This window comes from Gordonia aichiensis NBRC 108223, from assembly GCF_000332975.1.
In the GTDB taxonomy this organism is placed as follows: domain Bacteria; phylum Actinomycetota; class Actinomycetes; order Mycobacteriales; family Mycobacteriaceae; genus Gordonia; species Gordonia aichiensis.
In genome coordinates, this window is sequence record NZ_BANR01000006.1 from 13043 (window position 1) to 34955 (window position 21913).

13 protein-coding genes are annotated in these 21913 nt (G+C 66.0%); 7 read left to right on the plus strand and 6 right to left on the minus strand.

Annotated features, from left to right (window positions below; translation table 11 throughout):
• Positions 1-28 precede the first annotated feature (28 nt).
• The 4 genes from GOACH_RS09175 (at position 29) to GOACH_RS09190 (ending at position 9833) form a co-directional block, all read left to right on the plus strand.
• Complete coding sequence (locus tag GOACH_RS09175; RefSeq protein WP_040518245.1) at positions 29-1084, plus strand: glutathione S-transferase family protein; 1056 nt, start codon at positions 29-31, stop codon at positions 1082-1084.
• The gene (locus tag GOACH_RS09180; RefSeq protein WP_005173842.1) at positions 1081-1821 is read left to right on the plus strand and encodes a hypothetical protein; all 741 of its coding nucleotides are present in this window, start codon (positions 1081-1083) and stop codon (positions 1819-1821) included. The genes GOACH_RS09175 and GOACH_RS09180 overlap by 4 nt, the downstream gene beginning before the upstream one ends.
• Positions 1818-5753 carry an ABC transporter ATP-binding protein gene (locus GOACH_RS09185; protein ID WP_005173844.1) on the plus strand — a complete coding sequence of 1312 codons (3936 nt, stop codon included), beginning with the start codon at positions 1818-1820 and terminating at the stop codon, positions 5751-5753. The genes GOACH_RS09180 and GOACH_RS09185 overlap by 4 nt, the downstream gene beginning before the upstream one ends.
• Before the next feature lie 201 nt (positions 5754-5954).
• Positions 5955-9833 (plus strand): multifunctional oxoglutarate decarboxylase/oxoglutarate dehydrogenase thiamine pyrophosphate-binding subunit/dihydrolipoyllysine-residue succinyltransferase subunit, encoded by a 3879-nt coding sequence (locus tag GOACH_RS09190; RefSeq protein WP_005173848.1) that lies wholly within the window; start codon positions 5955-5957, stop codon positions 9831-9833.
• Positions 9834-9947: 114 nt separating this feature from the next.
• On the opposite strand, the gene GOACH_RS09195 is transcribed toward GOACH_RS09190, so the two are convergent.
• From GOACH_RS09195 to GOACH_RS09205, 3 genes are read right to left on the minus strand one after another with little or no spacing between them, the layout of a single operon-like run.
• Positions 9948-11279, minus strand: a complete 1332-nt coding sequence (locus GOACH_RS09195; RefSeq protein ID WP_245551858.1) for a glycosyltransferase — start codon at positions 11277-11279, stop codon at positions 9948-9950.
• Positions 11252-12688 carry a hypothetical protein gene (locus GOACH_RS09200; RefSeq protein WP_005173854.1) on the minus strand — a complete coding sequence of 479 codons (1437 nt, stop codon included), beginning with the start codon at positions 12686-12688 and terminating at the stop codon, positions 11252-11254. Before GOACH_RS09200 ends, GOACH_RS09195 begins: the two co-directional genes overlap by 28 nt.
• 8 nt (positions 12689-12696) lie before the next feature.
• Positions 12697-14124: a hypothetical protein gene (locus tag GOACH_RS09205; RefSeq protein ID WP_005173857.1), complete on the minus strand. Its 1428-nt coding sequence runs from the start codon at positions 14122-14124 to the stop codon at positions 12697-12699.
• Positions 14125-14237: 113 nt separating this feature from the next.
• On the opposite strand from GOACH_RS09205, the gene GOACH_RS09210 reads away from it, so the two are divergent.
• On the plus strand, positions 14238-15524 hold the full coding sequence (locus GOACH_RS09210) for a glycosyltransferase (protein WP_040518247.1): 1287 nt from the start codon (positions 14238-14240) through the stop codon (positions 15522-15524).
• Here GOACH_RS09210 and GOACH_RS09215 read toward each other — a convergent pair.
• The 3 genes from GOACH_RS09215 to GOACH_RS09225 are packed head-to-tail and all read right to left on the minus strand — an operon-like array spanning position 15513 to position 18254.
• Positions 15513-16433, minus strand: a complete 921-nt coding sequence (locus GOACH_RS09215; RefSeq protein ID WP_005173862.1) for a glycosyltransferase family 2 protein — start codon at positions 16431-16433, stop codon at positions 15513-15515. The two genes, GOACH_RS09210 and GOACH_RS09215, sit on opposite strands and share 12 nt — an antisense overlap.
• A gap of 1 nt (position 16434) precedes the next feature.
• Positions 16435-17268 carry an ABC transporter permease gene (locus GOACH_RS09220; protein ID WP_005173865.1) on the minus strand — a complete coding sequence of 278 codons (834 nt, stop codon included), beginning with the start codon at positions 17266-17268 and terminating at the stop codon, positions 16435-16437.
• Positions 17265-18254: a daunorubicin resistance protein DrrA family ABC transporter ATP-binding protein gene (locus GOACH_RS09225; protein WP_005173869.1), complete on the minus strand. Its 990-nt coding sequence runs from the start codon at positions 18252-18254 to the stop codon at positions 17265-17267. Before GOACH_RS09225 ends, GOACH_RS09220 begins: the two co-directional genes overlap by 4 nt.
• Positions 18255-18924: 670 nt before the next feature.
• On the opposite strand from GOACH_RS09225, the gene GOACH_RS09230 reads away from it, so the two are divergent.
• On the plus strand, positions 18925-20418 hold the full coding sequence (locus GOACH_RS09230) for a condensation domain-containing protein (protein WP_005173872.1): 1494 nt from the start codon (positions 18925-18927) through the stop codon (positions 20416-20418).
• Between the two features lie 24 nt (positions 20419-20442).
• Positions 20443-21912: a condensation domain-containing protein gene (locus GOACH_RS09235; protein WP_040518197.1), complete on the plus strand. Its 1470-nt coding sequence runs from the start codon at positions 20443-20445 to the stop codon at positions 21910-21912.
• Position 21913 lies beyond the last annotated feature (1 nt).

Genomic DNA, 21913 nt, shown 5'->3' on the forward strand with positions numbered 1-21913 from the left:
GTCGTTCGCGATCACTACTGTGGATTCCATGAGCGCCGATCAGTCCACCGCAACGCACGAGTCCGAGGAGCAGGCGTCCTACGTCACGAGCGGACAGGAGTTCGTTCGCGACACGCAGTACATCGAGACGCGCATCACACGCGACGGTCGCGACGGCTATCCCGTCGAGCCGGACAGGTACCGACTCGTCGCCGCGCGCGCTTGCCCGTGGGCCAATCGCACCCTCATCGTGCGACGACTCCTCGGGCTCGAGGACGCCATCTCACTGGGCCTGTGCGGTCCCACCCACGACAAGAACTCATGGACGTTCGACCTCGACCCGGGCGGAGTCGATCCCGTTCTCAAGATCCCCCGCCTCAAGGACGCCTACGAGAAGCGCTTTCCCGGCTACCCGAAGGGCATCACCGTTCCGGCGATCGTCGATGTGCCCAGCGGCGAGGTCGTCACCAACGACTTCAAGCAGATCACCGTCGATTTCGAGGTCGAGTGGGTCGACTACCACCGCGACGGCGCACCCGATCTCTATCCGGAGCACCTGCGCGACGAGATCGAAACCGTCAGCAAGGGCGTCTACACCGAGGTCAACAATGGCGTTTACCGCTGCGGATTTGCCGGAAGCCAGGAGGCGTACGACAAGGCGTACGAGCGACTTTTCACCAAGCTCGACGACCTGACCGAACGCCTCAGCTCGCAGCGGTACTTGGTCGGCGACACCATCACCGAGGCCGACGTCCGCCTGTTCACGACGCTGGCGCGATTCGATCCGGTGTACCACGGGCACTTCAAGTGCAATCGCAGCAAGCTCGCCGAGATGCCGGTGTTGTGGGCGTATGCGCGCGATCTGTTCCAGACCCCGGGTTTCGGCGACACCATCGACTTCACGCAGATCAAGCAGCACTACTACATCGTTCATCGCGATATCAACCCGACCGGCATCGTGCCGGATGGACCTGATCTGCGGAACTGGCTGACCCCGCACCACCGTGAAGAACTCGGGGGACGCCCCTTCGGCGACGGAACTCCGCCTCCCCCACCGCAGCCGAGCGAGGTCGTTCCCGAACAGGATTGGGTGCCGCTGTCATGACCGACGCCAAACGAACCGAGCAGAAGCCTCCCAAGAAGGCGGTCGAACTCACCGGGTCGGTCCTCGACAAGGCGCAGCGTCTGCAGGCACCCGCCGTCGAGAAGTATGTCAATGCGCTACGCAAGGCGCATCCGGACGAGTCGCCCGAACAGATCATCCGCCGTCTGGAGAAGCAGTACCTGCGTACGGTCATGGGCTCCGGAAGCGCCGTCGGCGCAACCGCAGCAGTACCCGGTATCGGCACGATGACCGCGCTCGGCGCCATGACCGGTGAGACGGTGCTGTTCCTTGAGGCCTCCGCGCTGCTGGCTCTCGCGATAGCCGAGGTACACGGGATCGGCGTCGAACAGTCAGAACGGCGAAAGACACTTGTACTGGCCGTCGCACTCGGCGAGGAGGGAGTCGCCGCGCTCGGCCGACTCATCGGAACCCGCGGCGGCGCGTTGCGCCGACTGGGGACCGCGGCCATTCCCGGGGGCGGCGTGGGCAAACTGAACACTGCGTTGATGAACAAGATCGTCAAGAAGTATGCGATCAAGCGCGCGCCCCTGATCTTCGGCAAGATGATGCCCGCAGGCATCGGCGCCGTCGTCGGCGGTGTCGGCAACCGCGCACTCGGACGTCGCGTCGTCCTCAACGCACGTGAAGCATTCGGACCCGCACCGAAATCGTGGCACGGCGACGTCGTCGACGGTTCTGTGGTGACCGAACCCGGTCTGCCTTCCGGCGATCGGTGACCGACTCCCTCACAGACAGCCCGGCTGCCACGCAAGAGCGAGGTGCCCCGGTCCCCGTCACGCCGTCGCGTCGAGAACCAGTCGGCTGGATTCGACGACTTGCCGCCGAGTGCTGGCGGCACCGCAGACTGGTCGTGGTCACCCTTGCGGTGACGTTGGTCGCGGTCGGCGTCGACCTGGTAGCGCCGTTGCTCGCCAAAGCGGCGATCGACCACGCGACAGGGGCTGTGCACGGTGGCCCGACCATCGCCACGATCGTCGGGGCGCTGCTCGTGCTCGCAGTCGTGCGCTACGCCTGTCAGTTCGGGCGCAGACTCACCGCGGGACAACTGTCGATCAGCGTGCAGAACGCGATTCGGCTCCGACTCATGCGCACGCTGCTGCATCTCGACGGTGCGGCACAGTCGCGCATCAGCACGGGACAGGTTGTCTCGCGGTCGATCTCCGACCTGCAAATCGTCCAGGGCCTGTTGGCCGTGGTGCCATTGTCTGCAGGCGCTGCGGTCCAGGTGGTGATCGCCATCGGCATCATGACCTATCTGTCGCCCCTGCTGACCGTTGTCGCGCTGAGCATCATCCCCGTGGTCGGCGTGGTCGTGTTCACCACGCGCAGAAAGCTTTTCGCCGCGACGTGGTCGGCGCAGCAGTCGGCTGCCAACGTCGCACAGCACGTCGAGGAGACCGTGACCGGCGTGCGGGTGGTGAAGGGTTTCGGCCAGGAGTCGCGTGCCGTGGACAAACTCGTCGGCCTTGCGCGCGACCTCTATTCGAAGCGATTGCGCGCGGCCAGGATCAACGCGCGGTTTTCTCCGACGATGGCAGCGATCCCCCAGTTGGGCATGGTCGCGGTGATTGCGCTCGGCGGGTGGCTCACCCTGCGGGGTTCGATCACCGCGGGGACCTTCCTCGCCTTCGCCACCTACGTCGCGACCATGACGTCGCTGGCGCGTCTGCTCACCAACCTGGTCGTCAGTGCCCAGTTGGCCCGCGCGGCTGTCGACCGCGTCTACGACGTCATCGACGAACCGACCGATCCGGGCGACCGACAGACCGGCAGGGTGTCCAACGGTCCGCTGGGGCTGCGGCTCTCGGACGTGGGCTACGCATTCGGCGACAAGAGCGTGCTGCGCGACGTCGACCTCGACATCGCTCCCGGCGAATGCGTCGCCGTTGTCGGCCCCCCGGGGTCGGGTAAATCCACTCTCGCCGAACTGACGAGCCGCTATCTCGTGCCGACCACCGGGGCCGTGTCACTGGTCTCTACGGACGGCGCGCACAACATCGCCGACCTCTCCCCCGACGAACTGCACGCCGCACTGTCGGTCGTCTTCGACGAACCGTTCCTGTACTCCGACACGATCGCCGCGAACATCGCGCTCGGCGCCCCGGTCGAGGCGCGGACGCTGCCGGACGGCACACCCGACCCGCGCCTCGTCGACGCGGCGACACGCGCCGACGCACTCGAGTTCATCTCCGCTCTGCCAGACGGATTCGACACCGTCGTCGGCGAGCGCGGCCTGACACTCTCGGGCGGTCAACGCCAGCGCGTGGCACTCGCCCGCGCTCTGTACGCCGCGCCACGCGTGCTCGTCCTCGACGACGCCACCTCCGCTGTCGACGCCGCCACCGAATCACGCATTCTGCGTGATCTGAGGTCAGGCGGCAGCTGGGGCTCGGCTCCGGACACCCCAGACACCCCGAACAGACCGGACAGACCGACGATGCTGGTCCTCGCGCACCGACGTTCGACGCTGATGCTCGCCGACCGCGTCGCGGTTCTCGACGACGGGTCGATCACCGATATCGGGACGGTCGCAGACCTCGACGCCCGTAATCCGCGCTTCCGGGCGCTCATGACGGGCGTGGTACCGGAGACCGCGAGCGTCCGCACCTCGACTCGCGACGAGACACCGCCGCTCACCCCCGACGCTGCACCGCAGATCGACGACGAGCTGATGGCCCGGCTCTGGCCGCCCGACGATGCCGACCAGGCCGCCGCGTCGTTGACAACGGCGCCGAGTGCCGCTGCCCCGGCGGCGCCCGGACGCCCCGGGGGCAGGGGCGGCGGCATGGCGAGCGCTCTCGGTTCGATGCAGGCGACGCCGCAGTTACTCCGAGCCGTCGAGGCCCTACCGCCCGCCGATGAGGACCCGCGCGTCGACACCGCGGCGGTACGTCGGGAAGACCGAAGATTCAGCCTGTGGGGCATCCTCTCGCCGGTACGTCTGCTGCTGGCGACGGCGATCATCTGCATCTCGATCGACACCCTCATCGAACTCGCCTTCCCCTCGCTGGCACGTGCGGTTCTCGACGCCGCGGGTCGAGCCGACGAAACGCGTATCTGGGAGGTCGCCGGGTTCGGCGTCGCGCTGGTCGTCCTCGGGTGGATCGTCGGTGCGGTGATGACTCTGACCTCGACGCGCGCGGGTGAGCGGGTTCTGTTGGGATTACGCGTGCGCAGCTACGCGCACCTGCAACGACTCGGCCTCGACTACTACGAGCGGGAGTTGTCCGGGCGCATCATGACCCGTATGACGACCGACGTCGACGCGTTGTCGACGTTCCTGCAGACCGGCCTGACCTCGGCGATCGTCGCCGTTCTCACCCTTGTCGGCGTCACGGTCGCGCTGCTGCTCACCGACATCGAACTCGGGTTGATCATCTTGCCCGTCTTCCCGATCCTGATCGCCGCAACGGTGGCGTTCCGGCGGGTGGCCGCCGATGCCTATACGCGTTCGCGAGAACTGGTGAGCGTCGTCAACGCCGACTTCCAGGAGAACATCGCGGGGATCCGGACCACGCAGACCTATCGCAGCAGCGACGTGGCCATGGCGCGATTCACCGACCGCACGCTCGAGTGGGTGCGCGCACGGATGCGTTCGCAGCGCGCCATCTCCGTGTACTTTCCGTTCATCACCCTGATGTCCGACGTCGCAGCGGCAGTGGCGATAGCCGTCGGCGCACATCGCATCTCGACCGGGACAATGCAGGCGGGCACGCTCGTCGCCTTCATCCTGTATCTGTCTCTACTCTTCGGTCCGGTCCAGCAACTCTCCCAGGTCTTCGACGGATATCAGCAGGCAGTTGTAGGCCTTCGGCGGATCGCCGACCTCCTTCGCACCCCCAGCTCACTCACGTCGCGTACTGAACGGAAACCCGTGCCCGCCAGAGGTTTTCGTGGTGATGCCGACCTCAACGAGGTCAGCTTCCGTTACGCCGGTGCGCAGACCGACGCGTTGAGCGAGGTGAATCTGACCATCCCGGCGGGTTCCTCACTCGCCCTTGTCGGCCGCACGGGCGCGGGCAAGTCCACCGTGGTCAAGCTGCTCGCCCGCTTCTACGACCCCACTTCGGGCGAGGTACGCATGGACGCAACCGACATCCGCGACTTCGGACTGCTCGACTACCGACACCGGATCGGACTCGTACCCCAGGAAGCGCATCTGTTCACCGGCAGCGTCGCCGACAACATCGCCTACGGCAGGCCCGACGCCGATCCGGCGCAGATCACCGCCGCAGCCCTGGCCGTTGGGGCGACCGATGTCATCGCCGGTCTCGATGGCGGGATGCGCCACGAGGTCGGTGAGCGCGGCGGCGGGCTGTCGTCGGGCCAGCGTCAGCTCATCGCGCTTGCCCGCGCCGAGCTCGTCGACCCCGACCTCCTCCTGCTCGACGAGGCGACAGCAACACTCGACCAGGCCACGGAGGCATTGGTACTCGCAGCCGGCGAAACCGTCACTCGTCGACGCACCTCCGTGATCGTCGCTCATCGCCTCGCGACAGCGGCCCGGGCCGATCGAATCGCGGTAGTCGACAACGGCCGCATCGTCGAGTCGGGAACACACGACGAGTTGCTGTCGTTAGGCGGAAGGTACCGCGCGTTCTGGGATGCAGGTGTCGATCCGGACGCCGACGGTATCGAGCCTGCTTGAGGTGATGTTCGTGTCTGTCGACGCGAGTCGGCAACGCCGGCTGCGGATGGGGGCCGCGCCGGAATCACGTCGTCGCGGCCGGTAGACGGCGCGCAACGCCGCGCGCGTAGCATGGGCAGGTGGTGCGCCGTAGTCTTCACGAGGGACTACCGACGCGAGCGAGCGACCCGACACCAGAGGGAATTGAGGCGAGATACCGCTGTGAGCAGTTCGATATCAGATTTCGGACAGAACACGTGGCTGGTCGACGAAATGTACCAGCAATTCAAAGAGGACCCGAACTCGGTCGACCCGAGTTGGCACGACCTGCTGAAGAACTATCGGCCCGGTGAGGACGGAGCGCCGTCCAACGGATCGAGCAGCAACGGCAACGCCGCCACGACGACCGGCGCCAACACCACACCTGCTCAGACCGCGACCGCGAAGTCCGCACCGGAAAAGAAGAACGCACCCGCCACAACGAGCGCGACGAACGGTTCCGGATCGAACAGCAGCAAGAACAACAGCAAGCCCGCCACCCGTCAGGTGACACTCGACCAGGAGCCGACGCCGCGTCCGGCGGGCAACAACACGCCTGCCCGTGAGTCCACCGCGACCAAGGCGGCCTCCGGACACAGCGTCGCCAGCCGCGACGGGTCGTCGCGCTCGCAGAAGGCCCCCGCCACCGCAAAAGCCGCGCCGAAGTCGGGCGACGAGCCCGCGGGCGAGGACACGCAGAAGGTTCTTCGCGGCGCATCGGCGGCCGTCGCGAAGAACATGGCCGCGTCGCTCGAGATCCCGACGGCCACCTCGGTCCGCGCAATTCCGGCCAAGCTGATGATCGACAACCGCATCGTCGTCAACAATCACCTCGCACGCACGCGCGGCGGCAAGATCAGCTTCACGCACATCCTCGGCTATGCCATCGTCCAGGCGATCAAGGCGTTCCCGAACATGAACCGGCACTTCGCCGAGATCGACGGCAAGCCGAACGTGGTGACCCCTGCTCACACCAATCTCGGTCTGGCGATCGACCTCGTCGGCAAGGACGGCAACCGCTCGCTGGTCGTCGCCGCCATCAAGAACTGCGAGACAATGGGTTTCGCCGAGTTCTACGCCGCCTACCAGGACATCGTGCGCCGGGCCCGTGACGGCAAGCTCACCGCGGACGACTTCGCAGGCGTCACCATCTCGCTGACCAATCCCGGCACCATCGGGACCGTGCACTCGGTGCCGCGCCTGATGAAGAACCAGGGCGCCATCATCGGTGCAGGCGCGATGGAGTACCCGGCGGAGTTCCAGGGTGCCAGTGACGAGCAGATCGCCGAATTGGGCGTCGGCAAGCTGATGACGCTGACGTCCACCTACGATCACCGGATCATCCAGGGCGCCGAATCCGGCGACTTCCTGCGCAGGATCCACGAACTACTCCTCGACGACGCGTTCTACGACGAGCTGTTCACTGCCTTCCACATCCCTTACGAGCCCATCCGGTGGCGTCGCGACATCCCCGCGGGGGCTGTCGACAAGAATGCCCGGGTTCTCGAACTGATCGCGGCCTACCGCAACCGCGGCCATCTGATGGCCGACACCGATCCGCTCATGATGGACAGCTACGCGCGGACGTCACACCCGGATCTCGACATCCTCACCTACGGACTGACCCTCTGGGATCTCGACCGCACCTTCAAGGTCGGCGGTTTCCACGGCCAGGACACGATGAAGCTGCGCGATGTCCTGTCGATCCTGCGCGACGCATACTGCCGCCACGTCGGCGTCGAGTACACGCACATCCTCGAGCCCGAGCAGCAGCGCTGGGTTCAGGAGCGTGTCGAGATCAAACACGTCAAGCCGCCGGTCGCCGAGCAGAAGTACATCCTGTCCAAGCTCAATGCCGCCGAGGCCTTCGAGACCTTCCTGCAGACGAAATACGTTGGGCAGAAGCGCTTCTCGCTCGAGGGCGCGGAGTCCGTGATCCCCATGATGGATGCTGTGATCGACCAGAGCGCCGAGTACTCGCTCGACGAGGTCGTCATCGGTATGCCCCACCGCGGACGCCTCAACGTGCTCGCGAACATTGTCGGCAAGCCCTACTCGAAGATCTTCACCGAGTTCGAGGGCAACCTGAACCCCTCGCAAGCCCACGGTTCCGGTGACGTGAAGTACCACCTCGGCGCCGAGGGCAAGTACTACCAGATGTTCGGCGAGAACGAGATCAACGTCTCGCTCACCGCCAATCCGAGCCACCTCGAGGCGGTTGACCCGGTTCTCGAGGGACTCGTGCGCGCCAAGCAGGATCAGCTGCCAGAAGAGCGTGAATTCTCGATTCTTCCGCTCATGCTGCACGGAGACGCTGCATTCGCCGGTCAGGGTGTCGTGGCCGAGACCCTGAACCTCGCGATGCTGCCGGGCTATCGCACCGGTGGCACCGTGCACATCGTCGTCAACAACCAGGTCGGGTTCACCACCGCACCTGAGCACTCGCGGTCGAGTGAGTACTGCACCGACGTCGCGAAAATGATCGGCGCGCCGATCTTCCACGTCAACGGCGACGACCCGGAAGCGTGCGTGTGGGTCGCCAAGCTGGCCGTCGACTACCGCGAGACATTCCACAAGGATGTCGTCATCGACCTCGTCTGCTTCCGTCGTCGCGGACACAACGAGGGTGACGATCCGTCGATGACACAGCCGGCCATGTACGACGTGATCGACACCAAGCGCGGTGTGCGCAAGTCCTACACCGAGGCCCTGATCGGTCGTGGAGACATCTCCACCAAGGAGGCCGAGGACGCGCTTCGCGATTACCAGGGGCAGCTCGAACGGGTCTTCAACGAGGTCAAGGAGCTCGAGAAGTTCACCCCCGAGCCGAGTGAATCGGTGGAGGACGATCAGCCGCTGCCGCAGAAACTCGTGACCGCCGTCGACAAGTCCGTGCTCGAGCGCATCGGCGATGCCTTCTACGACACCCCCGAGGGCTTCACCCCGCACCCGCGAGTGAAGCCTGTACTCAAGCGGCGCCACGAGATGAGCCGTGAGGGTCACGTCGACTGGGCGTTCGCCGAGTTGCTCGCCTTCGGGTCGCTGGTCCTCGAGGGACGCACCGTCCGATTGTCGGGCCAGGACTCGCGCCGCGGCACCTTCAGCCAGCGCCACTCGGTGCTCATCGACCGTGAGAACGGCTCGGAGTACACACCTCTCAATCACCTCGCACCGCTCGACGGCGACGCCGACGAAGAGGGCCGCTTCATGGCCTACGACTCCCCGCTGTCGGAGTTCGCCGTGGTCGGCTACGAGTACGGCTACTCGGTGGGCAACCCCGACGCGCTCGTTCTCTGGGAGGCGCAGTTCGGCGACTTCGTCAACGGCGCACAGTCGGTGATCGACGAGTTCATCAGTTCGGGTGAGGCCAAGTGGGGACAGCGCTCCGACGTCGTGCTGCTGCTGCCGCACGGCCATGAGGGCCAGGGTCCCGACCACACCTCCGGCCGCATCGAGCGGTTCCTGCAGCTGTGTGCCGAGGGCTCGATGACCGTTGCGCAGCCGTCAACGCCTGCAAGCTATTTCCACCTGCTGCGCCGCCACGTGCTCGATGGGATCAGCCGCCCGCTGATCGTGTTCACACCGAAGTCGATGCTGCGCAACAAGGCAGCCGTCAGCCCGATCGAGGACTTCACCGACGACAAGTTCCGGTCGGTGATCGACGATCCCAGGTTCTTGAAGGAGAACGGAGATCGCGACAAGGTCAAGCGGGTTCTGCTGGTGAGCGGCAAGATCTACTACGAGCTCGCCGCGCGTCGTGAGAAGGAGGGTCGCGACGACATCGCCGTGGTCCGCGTCGAGCAGCTCTACCCGGTGCCGCATCGTCGTCTGCAGGAAACGCTGGAGAAGTACCCGAACGCCGACGATTTCGTCTGGGTCCAGGATGAGCCCGCAAACCAGGGCCCGTGGCCGTTCCTCGGCCTGTGGCTGCCCGAGATGCTGCCGAACCTGCTCAAGGGGTTGCGTCGCATCTCACGTCGCCCGATGTCGGCACCGAGCTCCGGCTCGTCGAAGGTGCATGCCGTCGAGCAACAGGAGATCCTCGACGAGGCGTTCGCCTGACGGACGCGTCGCACTGACACGAAGGGCCGTACCCATTCGGGTGCGGCCCTTCTGCTGTTTTCATAGCGGAAGCTCGTTCTGTCGAGGAGCAGTCTGTCTGCGCAGGGCTGTCCCTCAGGCGAACGCGAGGCTACGGCACAGGTGGGCTTCGCAGATCTGCGCCGCGGCGTCGACAGCTTCCCGCGGATCGGTCATCCGCGATGCGAGATCACGCGCGGCCTCGCGCGTGGATCGGCTCGTCACCACCGCGACCCCCAGGGCACAGTCGTCATCGGTCATCGAGGCCAACCTCCACCCGGCCCCGACGCCGAGGGCGGTGACGCGGGCAGCCCAGAACGGCTGCTCGGCCGTCACCGCGCACACCATCGTGGGTAAACCGGCGCGCAGCGTGGAGCCGGTGGTTCCGGCTCCGCCGTGATGGATCGCGGCAGCGCACCGAGGCAGTACCGCAGCGTGATCGAGCGCACCGACGACGTACACATCCGGGTCCGCCCGCGCGGCACCGTCGTAGTCGGACGCCGACACCAGGCACCGCTGTCCGGTGCCCCGCACGGCACGGATGATCCTGTCGAGAGTGACGACGGGGTCGGGGAGGGTCATGCTGCCGAAGGTGACGAAGACCGGCGGAGTTCCAGCATCGAGCCACTCCCCGAGATCCTCATCGCTGCCGCCGGTTTCACTGATGAACGCTCTGGATTGTGCCGGAAGGTCGAGGAAGCCGACGATCGGCTTGATCGGACCCCACTCGCGCTCCAAGTCGCGCGCGAGTGCCCGGTCATAGGCCTGGATCGCGACGATGCCACGATGTTCCAGCCGCCTCGGTAGCGGTCCCCGTGCAGCTGGGAGATCGAGTCGACGACGAAATCTGTTCTCGTTCCAGCTCGTAGCCAGCCAGGTGAGGCGATCGGCGATACGCCACGATCGGCGCTTCCACCGTGCCGACCATCGGTCGGTCAGCCCGGGTATCGCACCGAACACTGCATTCTCCGACATCGGCGCGAATCGCAGCACCACCAACGACGCCCCGAGCCTTTCCGAGAGCGCCAGACAGCGGTCCTGACACAGCGGTGCCGCCACGATGAGATCGACAATGGCGAGCGGAGCACCAGGATCGACGAATGCGTCGGCGAGGGAATCATCGAAGGCAGTGAACCCTTGCCGGATCGTGGAGAGCGCGAAGCGTACGCGCGCAACGGGATTGCTTCGACGCGCCGCCTCCGCGTCCGACGACGACCACGCGGCATGAGTGTCGAGACCGATCTCCACGGTCCGCAGCCCCACGGACCTGGAGAGTGCAGCGAGATTGGGCGGAACCGCGACGTCGATCCGATGGCCGCGCGCCTGCAGTTCGAGCGCCAGCGCGAGGCCGGGCTGCACGTCGCCGCGGCTTCCGTAGAGCACGACCGCGATGTGCGCGCTCACCAGAACCGGTGCTCCAGTCGCCACGCCGTCAGTTCACGATCGATCATGGCGCGCAGTGCCTCCGGGTCGCCGAAGTGGTCGGGGTGAATGCCAAAGAACGTCAACGTCACCCGCGAGCCGTACTCGGCGGCCCAGGCTGCGACCGCTGGACCGCGCTCCCGCCGGTGCTGGAGCGGTAGCCCGGACGCCAGTGCGCGTACCGCGAATCCCGAGGCCGTCGAGTCGCCGAGCCGTAGTACAGCGTCGGGTACGCGGCCGAGATTCGACACCGTGGTGTCGGGGCCGGGGACCGATCGCATCATCGAGGCGATGACACGACGCGGGAGCAGTCGCACGACAGGCTGTAGGTTGTCGGCAACCTGTTGCTGTCGGTGTGCGGCGTAGTCGCCGAATGCGGCCTTGCTCAGTGCACGAATATCTGCGAGGCTTTCGCCCGGTGCGACCAGGCGCTGCAGCCGAATCCATACTCCGCCAGAGGCATTGGCCCGCTGATCGCTGTCGCCGTCGCGGGTGCTCACGGCGATGCACACGCGCATCTCGTCGTCGACCGGTAGCCCGGAACCGGCGACGATACCCGCGAGCAGTGCGGTGAACAGACTGTTGGCCGTCCCACCGTGCGCGCGCGCACACTCATCCCAGGCTGCGCGGTCGACGTCGACGATCGCGAGCGTGGTGTCCGGGCCGGGACGGTCGGTGAGCTCACTCGACGAGGACGCACCCTTCGGAGGTTTCGTGCGCGAGCCCGTCGACGCTGACCGCTGATCTCGTCGCTGCTGCCACGCCGCCCGCACGAGGACCCCTGCCGATCGGGCTGCCGCGCGCAGTTGGCCCACCGCGTCCGCGATGTCTTCGCGAACTGCTCGACGTCGACCGACCGCCGTCGAATCATGCAGTATTGCAGTATGTTCCGATAGTGCTGCCTCGAGCGCGGTGAACAGCCCGTGCCCATCGGCGACCATATGCGAGACGACGAGTGACACCACCCGGCGTCCGGTGGGCGTCGTGGCCGAATCCAATCGCCACCCGCGTCCGGATACCGGTTCGATACCGGAGTCACGCACGCGGGCGTCTGCCCACTGCGAGATGGCGTCATCGCAGATCGTGGCATCGTCATCACCGGCCGCAGGCAGCGACGAGCGGACCCATCGGTGCCGGGCAGCCGGAATGCGGTTGCGCAACACCATGCGATGCAGGGACCCGCGCGCCAGGCCCGCACGTAGCTCCGCCACAGCGTCGGCACCTGGATCGTCGTCGAACACCCACAGATATTGAATCGGTGAGCCTATGCCGAAGAGGTCCTGGGCGAGCAGGTACGCCTCGTCGGGCCCGGTCACGCGTAGTGCGGGTGCGTGCGAATCGACGGGCGCCGACGCCTGCCGCTGCGTCGTCGCGGTAGTGGTGGTCGTGCTTGTGCTTGTGGTTGTGGCGGCCATCATTCTCCTCACCAGATGTCGGATGTCGTCAGCCCCCACGCGGCCAGCTCATCGGCAAGCAGCGCACGCAGGGCCTTGTCGTCGGCGAACACCGACTCGTCGAATGCGAGAACACTGAAGGTCACCTGGTCGGATGTTCGCAGCAACCAGGACTGGACACCGTCGCCGAAACGGTGGCTCCGCGCAGGATCGACACCCTGTGCCATCCCGCGGAAGGCGAGGCGACGTGCGCGATGTCCACCGACGTCGAGCACTGCGTCGTCGACGTCGCCGAGATTGGATACGACGGCATCCGGCATGCCTGACCCGGACGCTGCCGCCGACACCAGCAGTCGCGGCGGAAGAAGCCACACGAGTGGTTGAAGGTGTGCGGTGGACGCACGTAGGCCGTCGGCGAGGCGCGTGTACGCGTCCTTGCACGCGGCCCGGATGTCTGAGAGGTCCCCCGACGGCACCGGATCGCCGGTGAGGATGATCGAGACGCCCGCGGTGGCGTTGGCGCGGTTGTCGTCGGAACCACTCCGCCGGTCAACGGGGACACCCACTTTCAGAGGAACCCCGCTCGGTGCGTAGCCACCGGACCTGAGCAGACCCGCGATGACGGCGATGAACAGGGTGTTGGGTGTGCCGCCGTGGCTGGTGGCCACCGCGTCCCACTCGCGTGCCGACACCGTCACCGTCGCCCATCGGGGTGCGGCAGACGGGGCGCGAGTGGCCGGGGCCGGTCGCGGCGGACGCGGGTCCCAGGTCGAAGCGGAGCCCCCTCGTCGACGCCGGGCCGCACGGACGAGACCGACCGTCGACGCCCGCACCTGCCGCAGCGCATCGAACGCGTCGGCCACAACGGTGGGAGGCCGCGCTGTGGAAAGCTCTGCCGCCACCTCGTCACCGTCGGACGCCAGCGCGAGGCGGGCAGATGTGACAAGGCCGCGACCGTCGGTCACCAGGTGCAGCGCACACAGCGACAGCACCGTGTCGCCCGACTCGGTCACCGCTGCCCGTAGCTGCCAGCACCGACCGGCCTGCGCATCGAGCGCCGCGTGAGCGAGTGTGTCGGTCGCCCAGCGATGCGTTTCGGACGACGGGACGCGTTCGACGTCGACGACTGGTGCCAGTACTCCCCCGGCGCTCACCCAACTCGGTCGAGCGCCCGCCACGCGCGGCACAATGACCCTGCGGTGTAGGGCGCCACGCGCGAGACGGTCGGCAAACGCGGTGATGACTGCGGGGTCGAGAACACCGGGGATCTCCCACGTCAGTTGCAGCACGACCGACCAGCCGAGTCCGCGATCCAACAGCCAGTAGGTGGCGTCCTCGTCGGCGAGGCGCGGCGCGGCGCGTGACGTACGCCCGTGCGGCGACGATGTGCGAGCGCCGACCGCGTCGTGCGCCGCCGCTTCTCGCTGTGCCGTGGTTTCTCGTTGCGCTGTGGTCATGTCGTCGACCTCCGATGTGATCGTGGGCGCGAGAGTGCTGCAACAGGAGGCGGTGTGCGTAGGATCAGACTCATCGACGACGTGGCGAACCCCGCCGGATGGAGAACGCGATAGTGCGAATAGTGTTGGCGGTCAACGGAAGCCGTGGTGACGCACAGCCTGCTGTCGCACTCGGGACCGAACTGCTCGAGCGAGGTCACGACGTCGCACTGGCGCTGCCGCCCGACCTCGTCGACTTCGGCCGCGGGGCAGGCATGACCACAGAATCCTATGGCGGGCAGACCCGCGAACTCCTCGACTCCGACCTCGTCCACTCCGACCTCAAGTCGCGCAATCCCCTGCGGCGGTTGCGTGCCATCTCCGAGATCAGCGTACGGGGCGGTCGCGAGATGCAGCAGCAACTGCTCGATCTGACCGAAGGCGCCGACGCCGTCGTTGCCACGAGCGCCGGGCAGGAACGCGCCCACAACGTGGCGCAGGTACGCAACATCCCCCACATTCCGCTTCACTATTGCCCGATACGCCCCAACCGCAGAACCTCGCTGCTCACCCAGTTCGGGATCGAGGGTCCGCGCTGGCTCAACCTGTGGAGTTGGCGATTCGTCGAGCACGCGCTGTGGCTCGCGACGCGTCGTGCGGAGAACACGCTGCGTGCCGACATCGGACTTCGCCCCGCCACCGCGCCCTACGCGACTCAGATCGCTGCAACCGGTGTACCGGAGATCCAGGCATACGATCCGTTGTTGTTCGATGGCCTTGCGGCCGAATGGAATCGACGTCGCCCGCTGGTCGGGTTCTTCGATCTTGGCGCCGCCCAGCGCGCTGGTGTCGGCGACAGAGGACTCGACGACGACCTGCGCGCGTGGATCGACGCGGGAGATCGGCCTGTCTATGTCGGTTTCGGCAGTATGATGCCGCGTGATCCCGACCGCCTGGCAGTTGCTTTCGGCGAGGCGGCAGCGCGAGTGGGAGTGCGCCTCCTCGTCTCGGGCGGATGGAGCGGCTTCATGTCGGGCACTGAGACGCTCGCAACCGAGAACATCCGGGTGGTCGGCCATATCGATCACGGCAGCGTCCTTCCGCTGTGCCGCGCGGCCGTACACCACGGCGGCGCAGGCTCACTCGCGGCGGGTTTACGGGCAGGCCTGCCGACTCTCGTCACGTGGTTCGGTGCGGACCAACCGATCTGGGGCCACGCGGTCTCGACATCGGGCATCGGAGCAACCATCCCCGTCTCGCGCGTGACGGCCGACCATCTCACGGCCGCCTTCGCCACATTGCTCTCACCCGAGGTTGCGCGCAAGGCAGCCCTCGTGTCCCGTGCCATGATCAGCCCCGGCGAGGCCGTCACCACCGCGGCCGATATCATCACCGACGTCATCGCCGACTCACGGAAGTAGCCGATCGGCGCGCTGACGCAGCAGATTTCGCACATCGAATCCGCCGGTCTCGGGATCGTAGGAACGCAGCAGCACCAGTCGCGCGGCGTGAAGAGCAGTCAGCGCAGGCAGGTAGACCATCGCCGCTCCGAGCGCCAGACCGTACCGCTTGTGCAACGCAAAGGTTCGCGGCAGGAAACTCATGTAGGTCACGAACGACGACATCCCGGTTTCCATACGTCGCGGCGAGACCCCGACCGTCAACGCGGGGAGGAACGCGTTACGGCCGCCGGTGTCCTGAACGCATAGACCCATATCGACATCCTCGAAGATGTCGCGGCGCATGCTCACGCGGTCACGGATCCGACCCCAGACCTCGCGCCGCACAATCATATTCGAGCCGTGCAGGACGGGGATCTCCGACGGCTCGCGGACCTCCCGGTCGCGATTGAGTGGATGCAGCCTGATCTTCCACTTGTCGAAACGTCCGTCGAATGGCACGCCGTACGCCTCACCACGACCGCACAGCGCCGACCACGTCTGCGCGTCATCGGCGGCGAAGAAACCGACAATGGTCTTCGCCCACCTGTCACCGACTCTGGTATCGGCGTCGATACGAGCGACCAGATCCCCGGTGGCAGCGTCCATTCCGGCATTGCGCGCGTACACGAGTCCCTGCCGAGACTCGCTGATGAGACGGATCTGCGGATACTCCTCCGCCAGTGTCGCGACGATGTCGGGTCCGCGATCGGTGCTGTTGTTGTCCACGACGACGATCTCGTGGATGTCGTCGATCTGCGCGCACAGTCGTCCGAGGCACTCACCGATGGTCGACTCCTCGTCGAAGACCGGAACGACGACCGACAAGGTGAGCATCCCCGTCCTGTCGGATCGTCGCGCGTCGGGAGCAGCAAGCGGTGTCAGTGTCATGTCATGTTCTCCGCATGTAGGTACGTAACGTGATCGGCACGAAGATGGTCAGTACGGCCGCGGCGCCCGCGAGGGTGTAGGCGATCTGCAACCCGGCCGGCTGCCCGTCGGCCAGCGCCCGTGCTGCCGACACCAGGTGGGACACCGGGTTCACCGAGGCGATGGCCTGCATCCATCCGGGCATCGTCGCTATGGGCACCAGCGCGTTGGAGACGAATGTCATCGGCATCAGCACCAGCATCGAGACTCCCTGGACGGTCGACGCCTTGTCCAACAACACACCGAGCAGCGCGAAGACCCAGCTGAGTGTGAACGCGACGACCACGACGAGCACGCAGGCAAGTGCCAGTCCGCCGAGGCTGTGGGGTCGGTAGCCCATGAGCATGCCGACCGCAACGGTGATGACGGTCGCGACCACGTACCGCACCGCGTTGGCCACGAGCGCTCCGGCGAGTGGCGCGATACGTGCGATCGGCAGCGACTTGAATCGGTCGAACACCCCCTTGTCGAGGTCTTCTCGCAGCTGCACACCGGTGACCACCGACGCTGCAACCGACACCTGCACCAGCACACCGGGAATCAGGAGGGGAAGATACGCCTCGACGCTGCCCGCGATCGCGCCGCCGAAGATGGTGGAGAACATGATCGTGAACACGATGGGCAGGACGATCACGTCGAACAGCTGCTGCGGATTGTGCTTGATCTTCAACAGGCCCCGGCGTGCCATGGTCGCCGATTGGCTGATCGCCGCACGGAACGGAACCCTGGTCGGGGACGGTGGACGCCGATCGTCGACCTGATCGCCTGCCGACACCGGGTCGACGGTGGACGTCATGCCGCTCCCCGTTCAGTAGCGGATGACCCCTGGTCGGTCCGCGGGTGTGCCTCACCATCGGTCAGTGCGAAGAAGACCTCGTCGAGGCTGGGCCGACCGACCGTGACCGCATCGAGCTCGATCCCTCCCTCGCGTAACTCGTAGTGCAACTCGGCAAGGATGTCGGTTCCGGCGATCGGCACGACCACCCGGGGTTCGGCACCCTCGAGCACGACGTCACCGCAGGCGAAGGGAGCGCAGATGGCCATCGCCGACGCGGCGCAGGTGGGATCGCTCAGTGCGAGGGTCACCGAAGTGTCGCCGACCCGCTTCTTGAGTTCGGCAGCTGTACCGTCGGCGACAACTCGGCCGCGATCCATTACAGCAATGTGATCTGCGAGCTCATCGGCTTCATCGAGATACTGGGTGGTCAACAGAACTGTCGAACCCGCAGATACCAACTGCCGCACCGTTTTCCACATCTGCTTTCTGGTACGTGGGTCGAGCCCGGTCGTCGGTTCGTCGAGGAACAGCAAGCGAGGTCGAGTGATCATCGACGCCGCGAGGTCGAGACGTCGGCGCATCCCCCCGGAAAAGTGACGAACGGCCCGGTCGGCCGCACCGCTGAGGCCGAATTCCTCGAGAAGGTCGCCCGCACGTGCACGCGCCGCGCGCCCGGACGAGCCGACCAGTCGCCCGAAGACCATGAGATTCTCACGGGCAGTAAGGTCTTCGTCGACAGACGCATACTGTCCGGTGACTCCGATGAGGCCTCGAACCGCTGTCGCGTCGTCTTCGACGTCATAGCCGAAGACGAGCGCACGACCGCCGTCGCGACGCATCAGGGTCGCGAGCATCCGTACCGTTGTCGTCTTTCCTGCGCCGTTCGTGCCCAGGAGCGCATACACGGCGCCCTGCGGCACATACAGGTCAACGCTGTCGACCGCCGTCGACCGGCCGAACTTCTTCGTCAGACCTTCGGTTTCGATCGCTGCGATTGGCGACACGGATTGGCTCCTGCAGCTCAGGCACACGGATCAGGGACGCCCCGTCGTGGCGCGACACCTCCGCGACAATGATGAAATGGGTTGCTTTCCAGACAGTTTCGAAAGCATTGATGCACATCGGCCTCGTTGCCGGGCATGCTCGTCGTGATCGAGCGCCGCAGGCCAGCCGAGCACTACCAGAAGGCCGTGTGACCCGCGATTCTTCTTGTCGCTCACGATCACCTCCGACCGTATGCGAGGTGGGCGACGACCCGCAACTGCAGACGTCTATGTCGGCGCACACATACGGGCACTCGCATATGTGCCACAGATCTTTTCGCTCGCCATGAGTCAGAGTCCACGCCGGAAGGCCACGTTGCGGGGTGACCGACGTCACCGACGCGTGACGATGCGCGCTGCCCGATTCGGGGTCTATCGTTTGAACGACCGACAGCGTTACACGACAGTCGGCTGGAGATGACCTGAGGCGCCGGGACAACTCGGTGTGTACGTCCGACAGCGCATCAGCGCCCGATCCTGCAACCTCCATCGCAACCCGGTAGCCGACGGCCATGATTCCGGTGAGTTCACGCGCAACGACGCGCACGTTCCCGACGTTTCAGTCATCGCCACCTGCCGCCCGTGCTGCATCTCGACTCCGCGACCATCACGTGAAAGGCGCACTCGAGCAATGAAATTCACCGAGCTCTCGGACTACCCTCTCGACGGCGGAATCGTCACCGAGTGGATTCCGACAGCGGTGCTCTCGCCCTCGGAATGGCAGTTGGACACCCGCCCCCTGTCGTACGAACACGAAGCCATACTGTGCGCGAGCGACCCGCCGCCCCAGCCGTCGTGGCTCGGCGCTGCGTTCACAATTCCACATCGGTACGACCCGGTGGCACTCGATCGCGCGATTCGCGCGTGGCTGAGTCGGCACGACGCCTTCCACACGATCGGTGACCGCACGGCAATCGACGACGCTGCACCAGGTGGTGTCATCCGGCGAACCTATCGCGAGGCCCGCATCGGGGTCCGTCGCGAGGTTGCGGGGCACGTCCCCGACGGCGCCGACCTCGCACGTCGTCTGGCCGAGACCTTTGACGACACACTGTGCGCGCACACGTGGCCGCACGTTCGCGTCGTCAGTATCACCCCGATGTCGGCCGTCGATGTCGACGAGCATTTCACAGTGGTGTTCGCCGCAGATCACCTTGTGATGGATGCCTACTCGATCATGCTGTCGATCAACGAGATACAGCAGTTCTACCGCGGATTCCTCTTCAATGACGAGGTGGAGCTGTACCCCGTAGGCAGCCACATCGAGTTCAGCAGTCTCGATCGGGCGACCGGCGGTGCCGTCACCCCAGATCATCCGACAGTCCGGGCCTGGGACGGATTCACCGACCTGCCACCGCTCGCCGCGTGCGATTCCCGCGCCACAACAGAACTCGGCCCTCCCGACTCGCTGCCGCCGGACGACCATGCAGTGATGGACGGCGCGGGCGGCCGTCAACTCGGCTATTCGGAATTCATCGTCGACGGTGCACAGTGCGCCTCGCTCAACGCGCGCGCCCGCGAGGCGGGAATGAGCACGCAGGCCGCGGTTTTCGCCGCCATCGCACTGGCGTCCGGTCACGTCTGCGGCGAGCCTGATGTCCGGATGATCATGCCGTGGCACACCCGCCACGAACACCGATTCCTTGCCTCGGTGGGTTGGTATGTCGGGCTCGCTCCACTGCGGATCGATCTCCACGCGGCGACTACGTTCGCGCAGGCATGCTCGATCGCGGCGGCGAGTCTCGATACCGCAAGAACACACTCTCGGGTTCCCCACCGCCGGGTCCACGAACTTCTCGGATCGTCGGTCACCCCGAGCTTCGTCGTCTCCTATCTCGATCTGCGACGCATTCCCGGTGCCGCAGACTGGCCATCGCAACGCGCACAGGCTCTGCGGAGCAGTGCCTACTCCGACCGTGAGGTCTACCTGTGGATCGGTCGCGTCGATGATGGCCTGACCCTGTCGGCCCGCTATCCCGCCACCGATGCAGGCGTGCTGGTCGTCGACTTCGTCGGCCTTGTCGCGCACATCCTGCGGACAGCCGCGAGCGATGGGTTGGACGTGGCGGTCGACCACCTTCTCTCGCATGACACCACGACCACCGCCGCCACCAGAACGGCCTGACGGCAGGAGACAACGACTGTGCAGATGATCCCGCTCGACACCTGGCAACCCCACGCCGGCACCGCTGTGCGATGGCAACCGACGACAGAATCGGCGTCGCGTGCGGACGCGTCGCCCGCGTATGACGGCCCCATCACGTTCCTCACCGAGAATCACGTCAAAGGCGCAATAGCCGCGGCGAACGCGGGCAGGCCTCACCGCGCATTCATCGGCACCGCAACCGACGTCGACGCCGATCTCGATACGGACGCCATGACCATCGCACTGACCACCTTCGTGAGACGGCACCGCGCGCTGCGAATGTGGTTCGGGGAAGGCGACGGGGGTATCGATACATACGTGGTCGACTCTGCCGCAGTCGAATTCGAGGCCTCCGACGACGGGCATCTCGCGACTGGTCCGTCGACGACCGCGTACCTCCTCCGCCGATTCGAAACCGAGACCCCGAGCACGTCGTTCCCGGGGTTCGCGTTCGGAGCGATTGCGCGTGCCGGGAGCTTCTCGATCTATTTCGCCTGCGACCACGGTCTCACCGACGGTGTCTCACAGGCTCTGGCACTCGACGAGCTGCTCGGTATCTACGCGGGCGTATGCGAGACCCCGGTAGCCGAGCGGCGCATCACGCCAGAGGCAGTACGCGGCGGTGATTATCTCGACTACGCGCAGCTCGAAGCGGCCGCCACGAATGTGCACGCAGCCGGTTCGAGCCAGACCACAGCATGGGTCGACATCTTCTCGCGCCACGGATATCGAATGCCGCGATGTGCACTCGACCTCGGTCTCGCCCCGGGCGAGACCGCCCCGGTCCGGCCTTATCGGCTGCATGTGCTCGACCGTCGCGAGGTCCAGGCCTTCACCGAGGTGTGTCGCGACGCGGGCGGTAAACTGATCGACGGAATCTACGCATCGGTTGCCGCGACCGATCACGAACTCGCCGGGGTAGAGCGGTATTTCGGTATGACGGTGCTCAACACCCGCGCCGTCTCGCCGGAGTTCGCGACAGCACAGGGATGGTTCTGCGCGTTCGCGCCCGTCGAGTTTCCCGTCGCCGAAGCATCATCGATTCGCGACCTGATCCCTGCGGCCCGGATCGGCCGCACTCGTGCGCGCGAGTGCGGAGCGGTCCCTACTGCGGCGGCACTCAGTGCACTTGCTGCGGGAGGGCTCACAGCATCCGAGGTGATGACGGCACCGAACCTCTTGTCTTACATCGACTTCCGGTGGTTTCCCGGCAACGGTTCACCGACCTATGAACGAGCAGTGATGTTCACCGGCGAGGGACGAACCGCCAATGCATCCATGTGGATCAACTGCGACAACGACGAACTGTACATCGGCAGCCAGACACCTGACACCCCATCGGCCCAGGCCCAGGTCCACCGCTATTTCACACACCTGCGTGACGTCATCAGGTCGGTGGCCCTCGAAGGCGACCACCTCATCGACGGTGATCGTATAGCCACCACCGCCGCAATGACATCGGGGAGCCGCTGAC

Excerpts from the sequence above, each read along its gene's own strand:
- GOACH_RS09200 (WP_005173854.1), bottom strand. The coding sequence starts at position 12,688 with ATGGCCGCCACAACCACAAGCACAAGCACGACCACCACTACCGCGACG.
- GOACH_RS09230 (WP_005173872.1), top strand. The coding sequence starts at position 18,925 with ATGAAATTCACCGAGCTCTCGGACTACCCTCTCGACGGCGGAATCGTC.
- GOACH_RS09205 (WP_005173857.1), bottom strand. The coding sequence starts at position 14,124 with ATGACCACAGCGCAACGAGAAACCACGGCACAGCGAGAAGCGGCGGCG.
- GOACH_RS09215 (WP_005173862.1), bottom strand. The coding sequence starts at position 16,433 with ATGACACTGACACCGCTTGCTGCTCCCGACGCGCGACGATCCGACAGG.
- GOACH_RS09175 (WP_040518245.1), top strand. The coding sequence starts at position 29 with ATGAGCGCCGATCAGTCCACCGCAACGCACGAGTCCGAGGAGCAGGCG.
- GOACH_RS09220 (WP_005173865.1), bottom strand. The coding sequence starts at position 17,268 with ATGACGTCCACCGTCGACCCGGTGTCGGCAGGCGATCAGGTCGACGAT.
- GOACH_RS09180 (WP_005173842.1), top strand. The coding sequence starts at position 1,081 with ATGACCGACGCCAAACGAACCGAGCAGAAGCCTCCCAAGAAGGCGGTC.
- GOACH_RS09235 (WP_040518197.1), top strand. The coding sequence starts at position 20,443 with ATGATCCCGCTCGACACCTGGCAACCCCACGCCGGCACCGCTGTGCGA.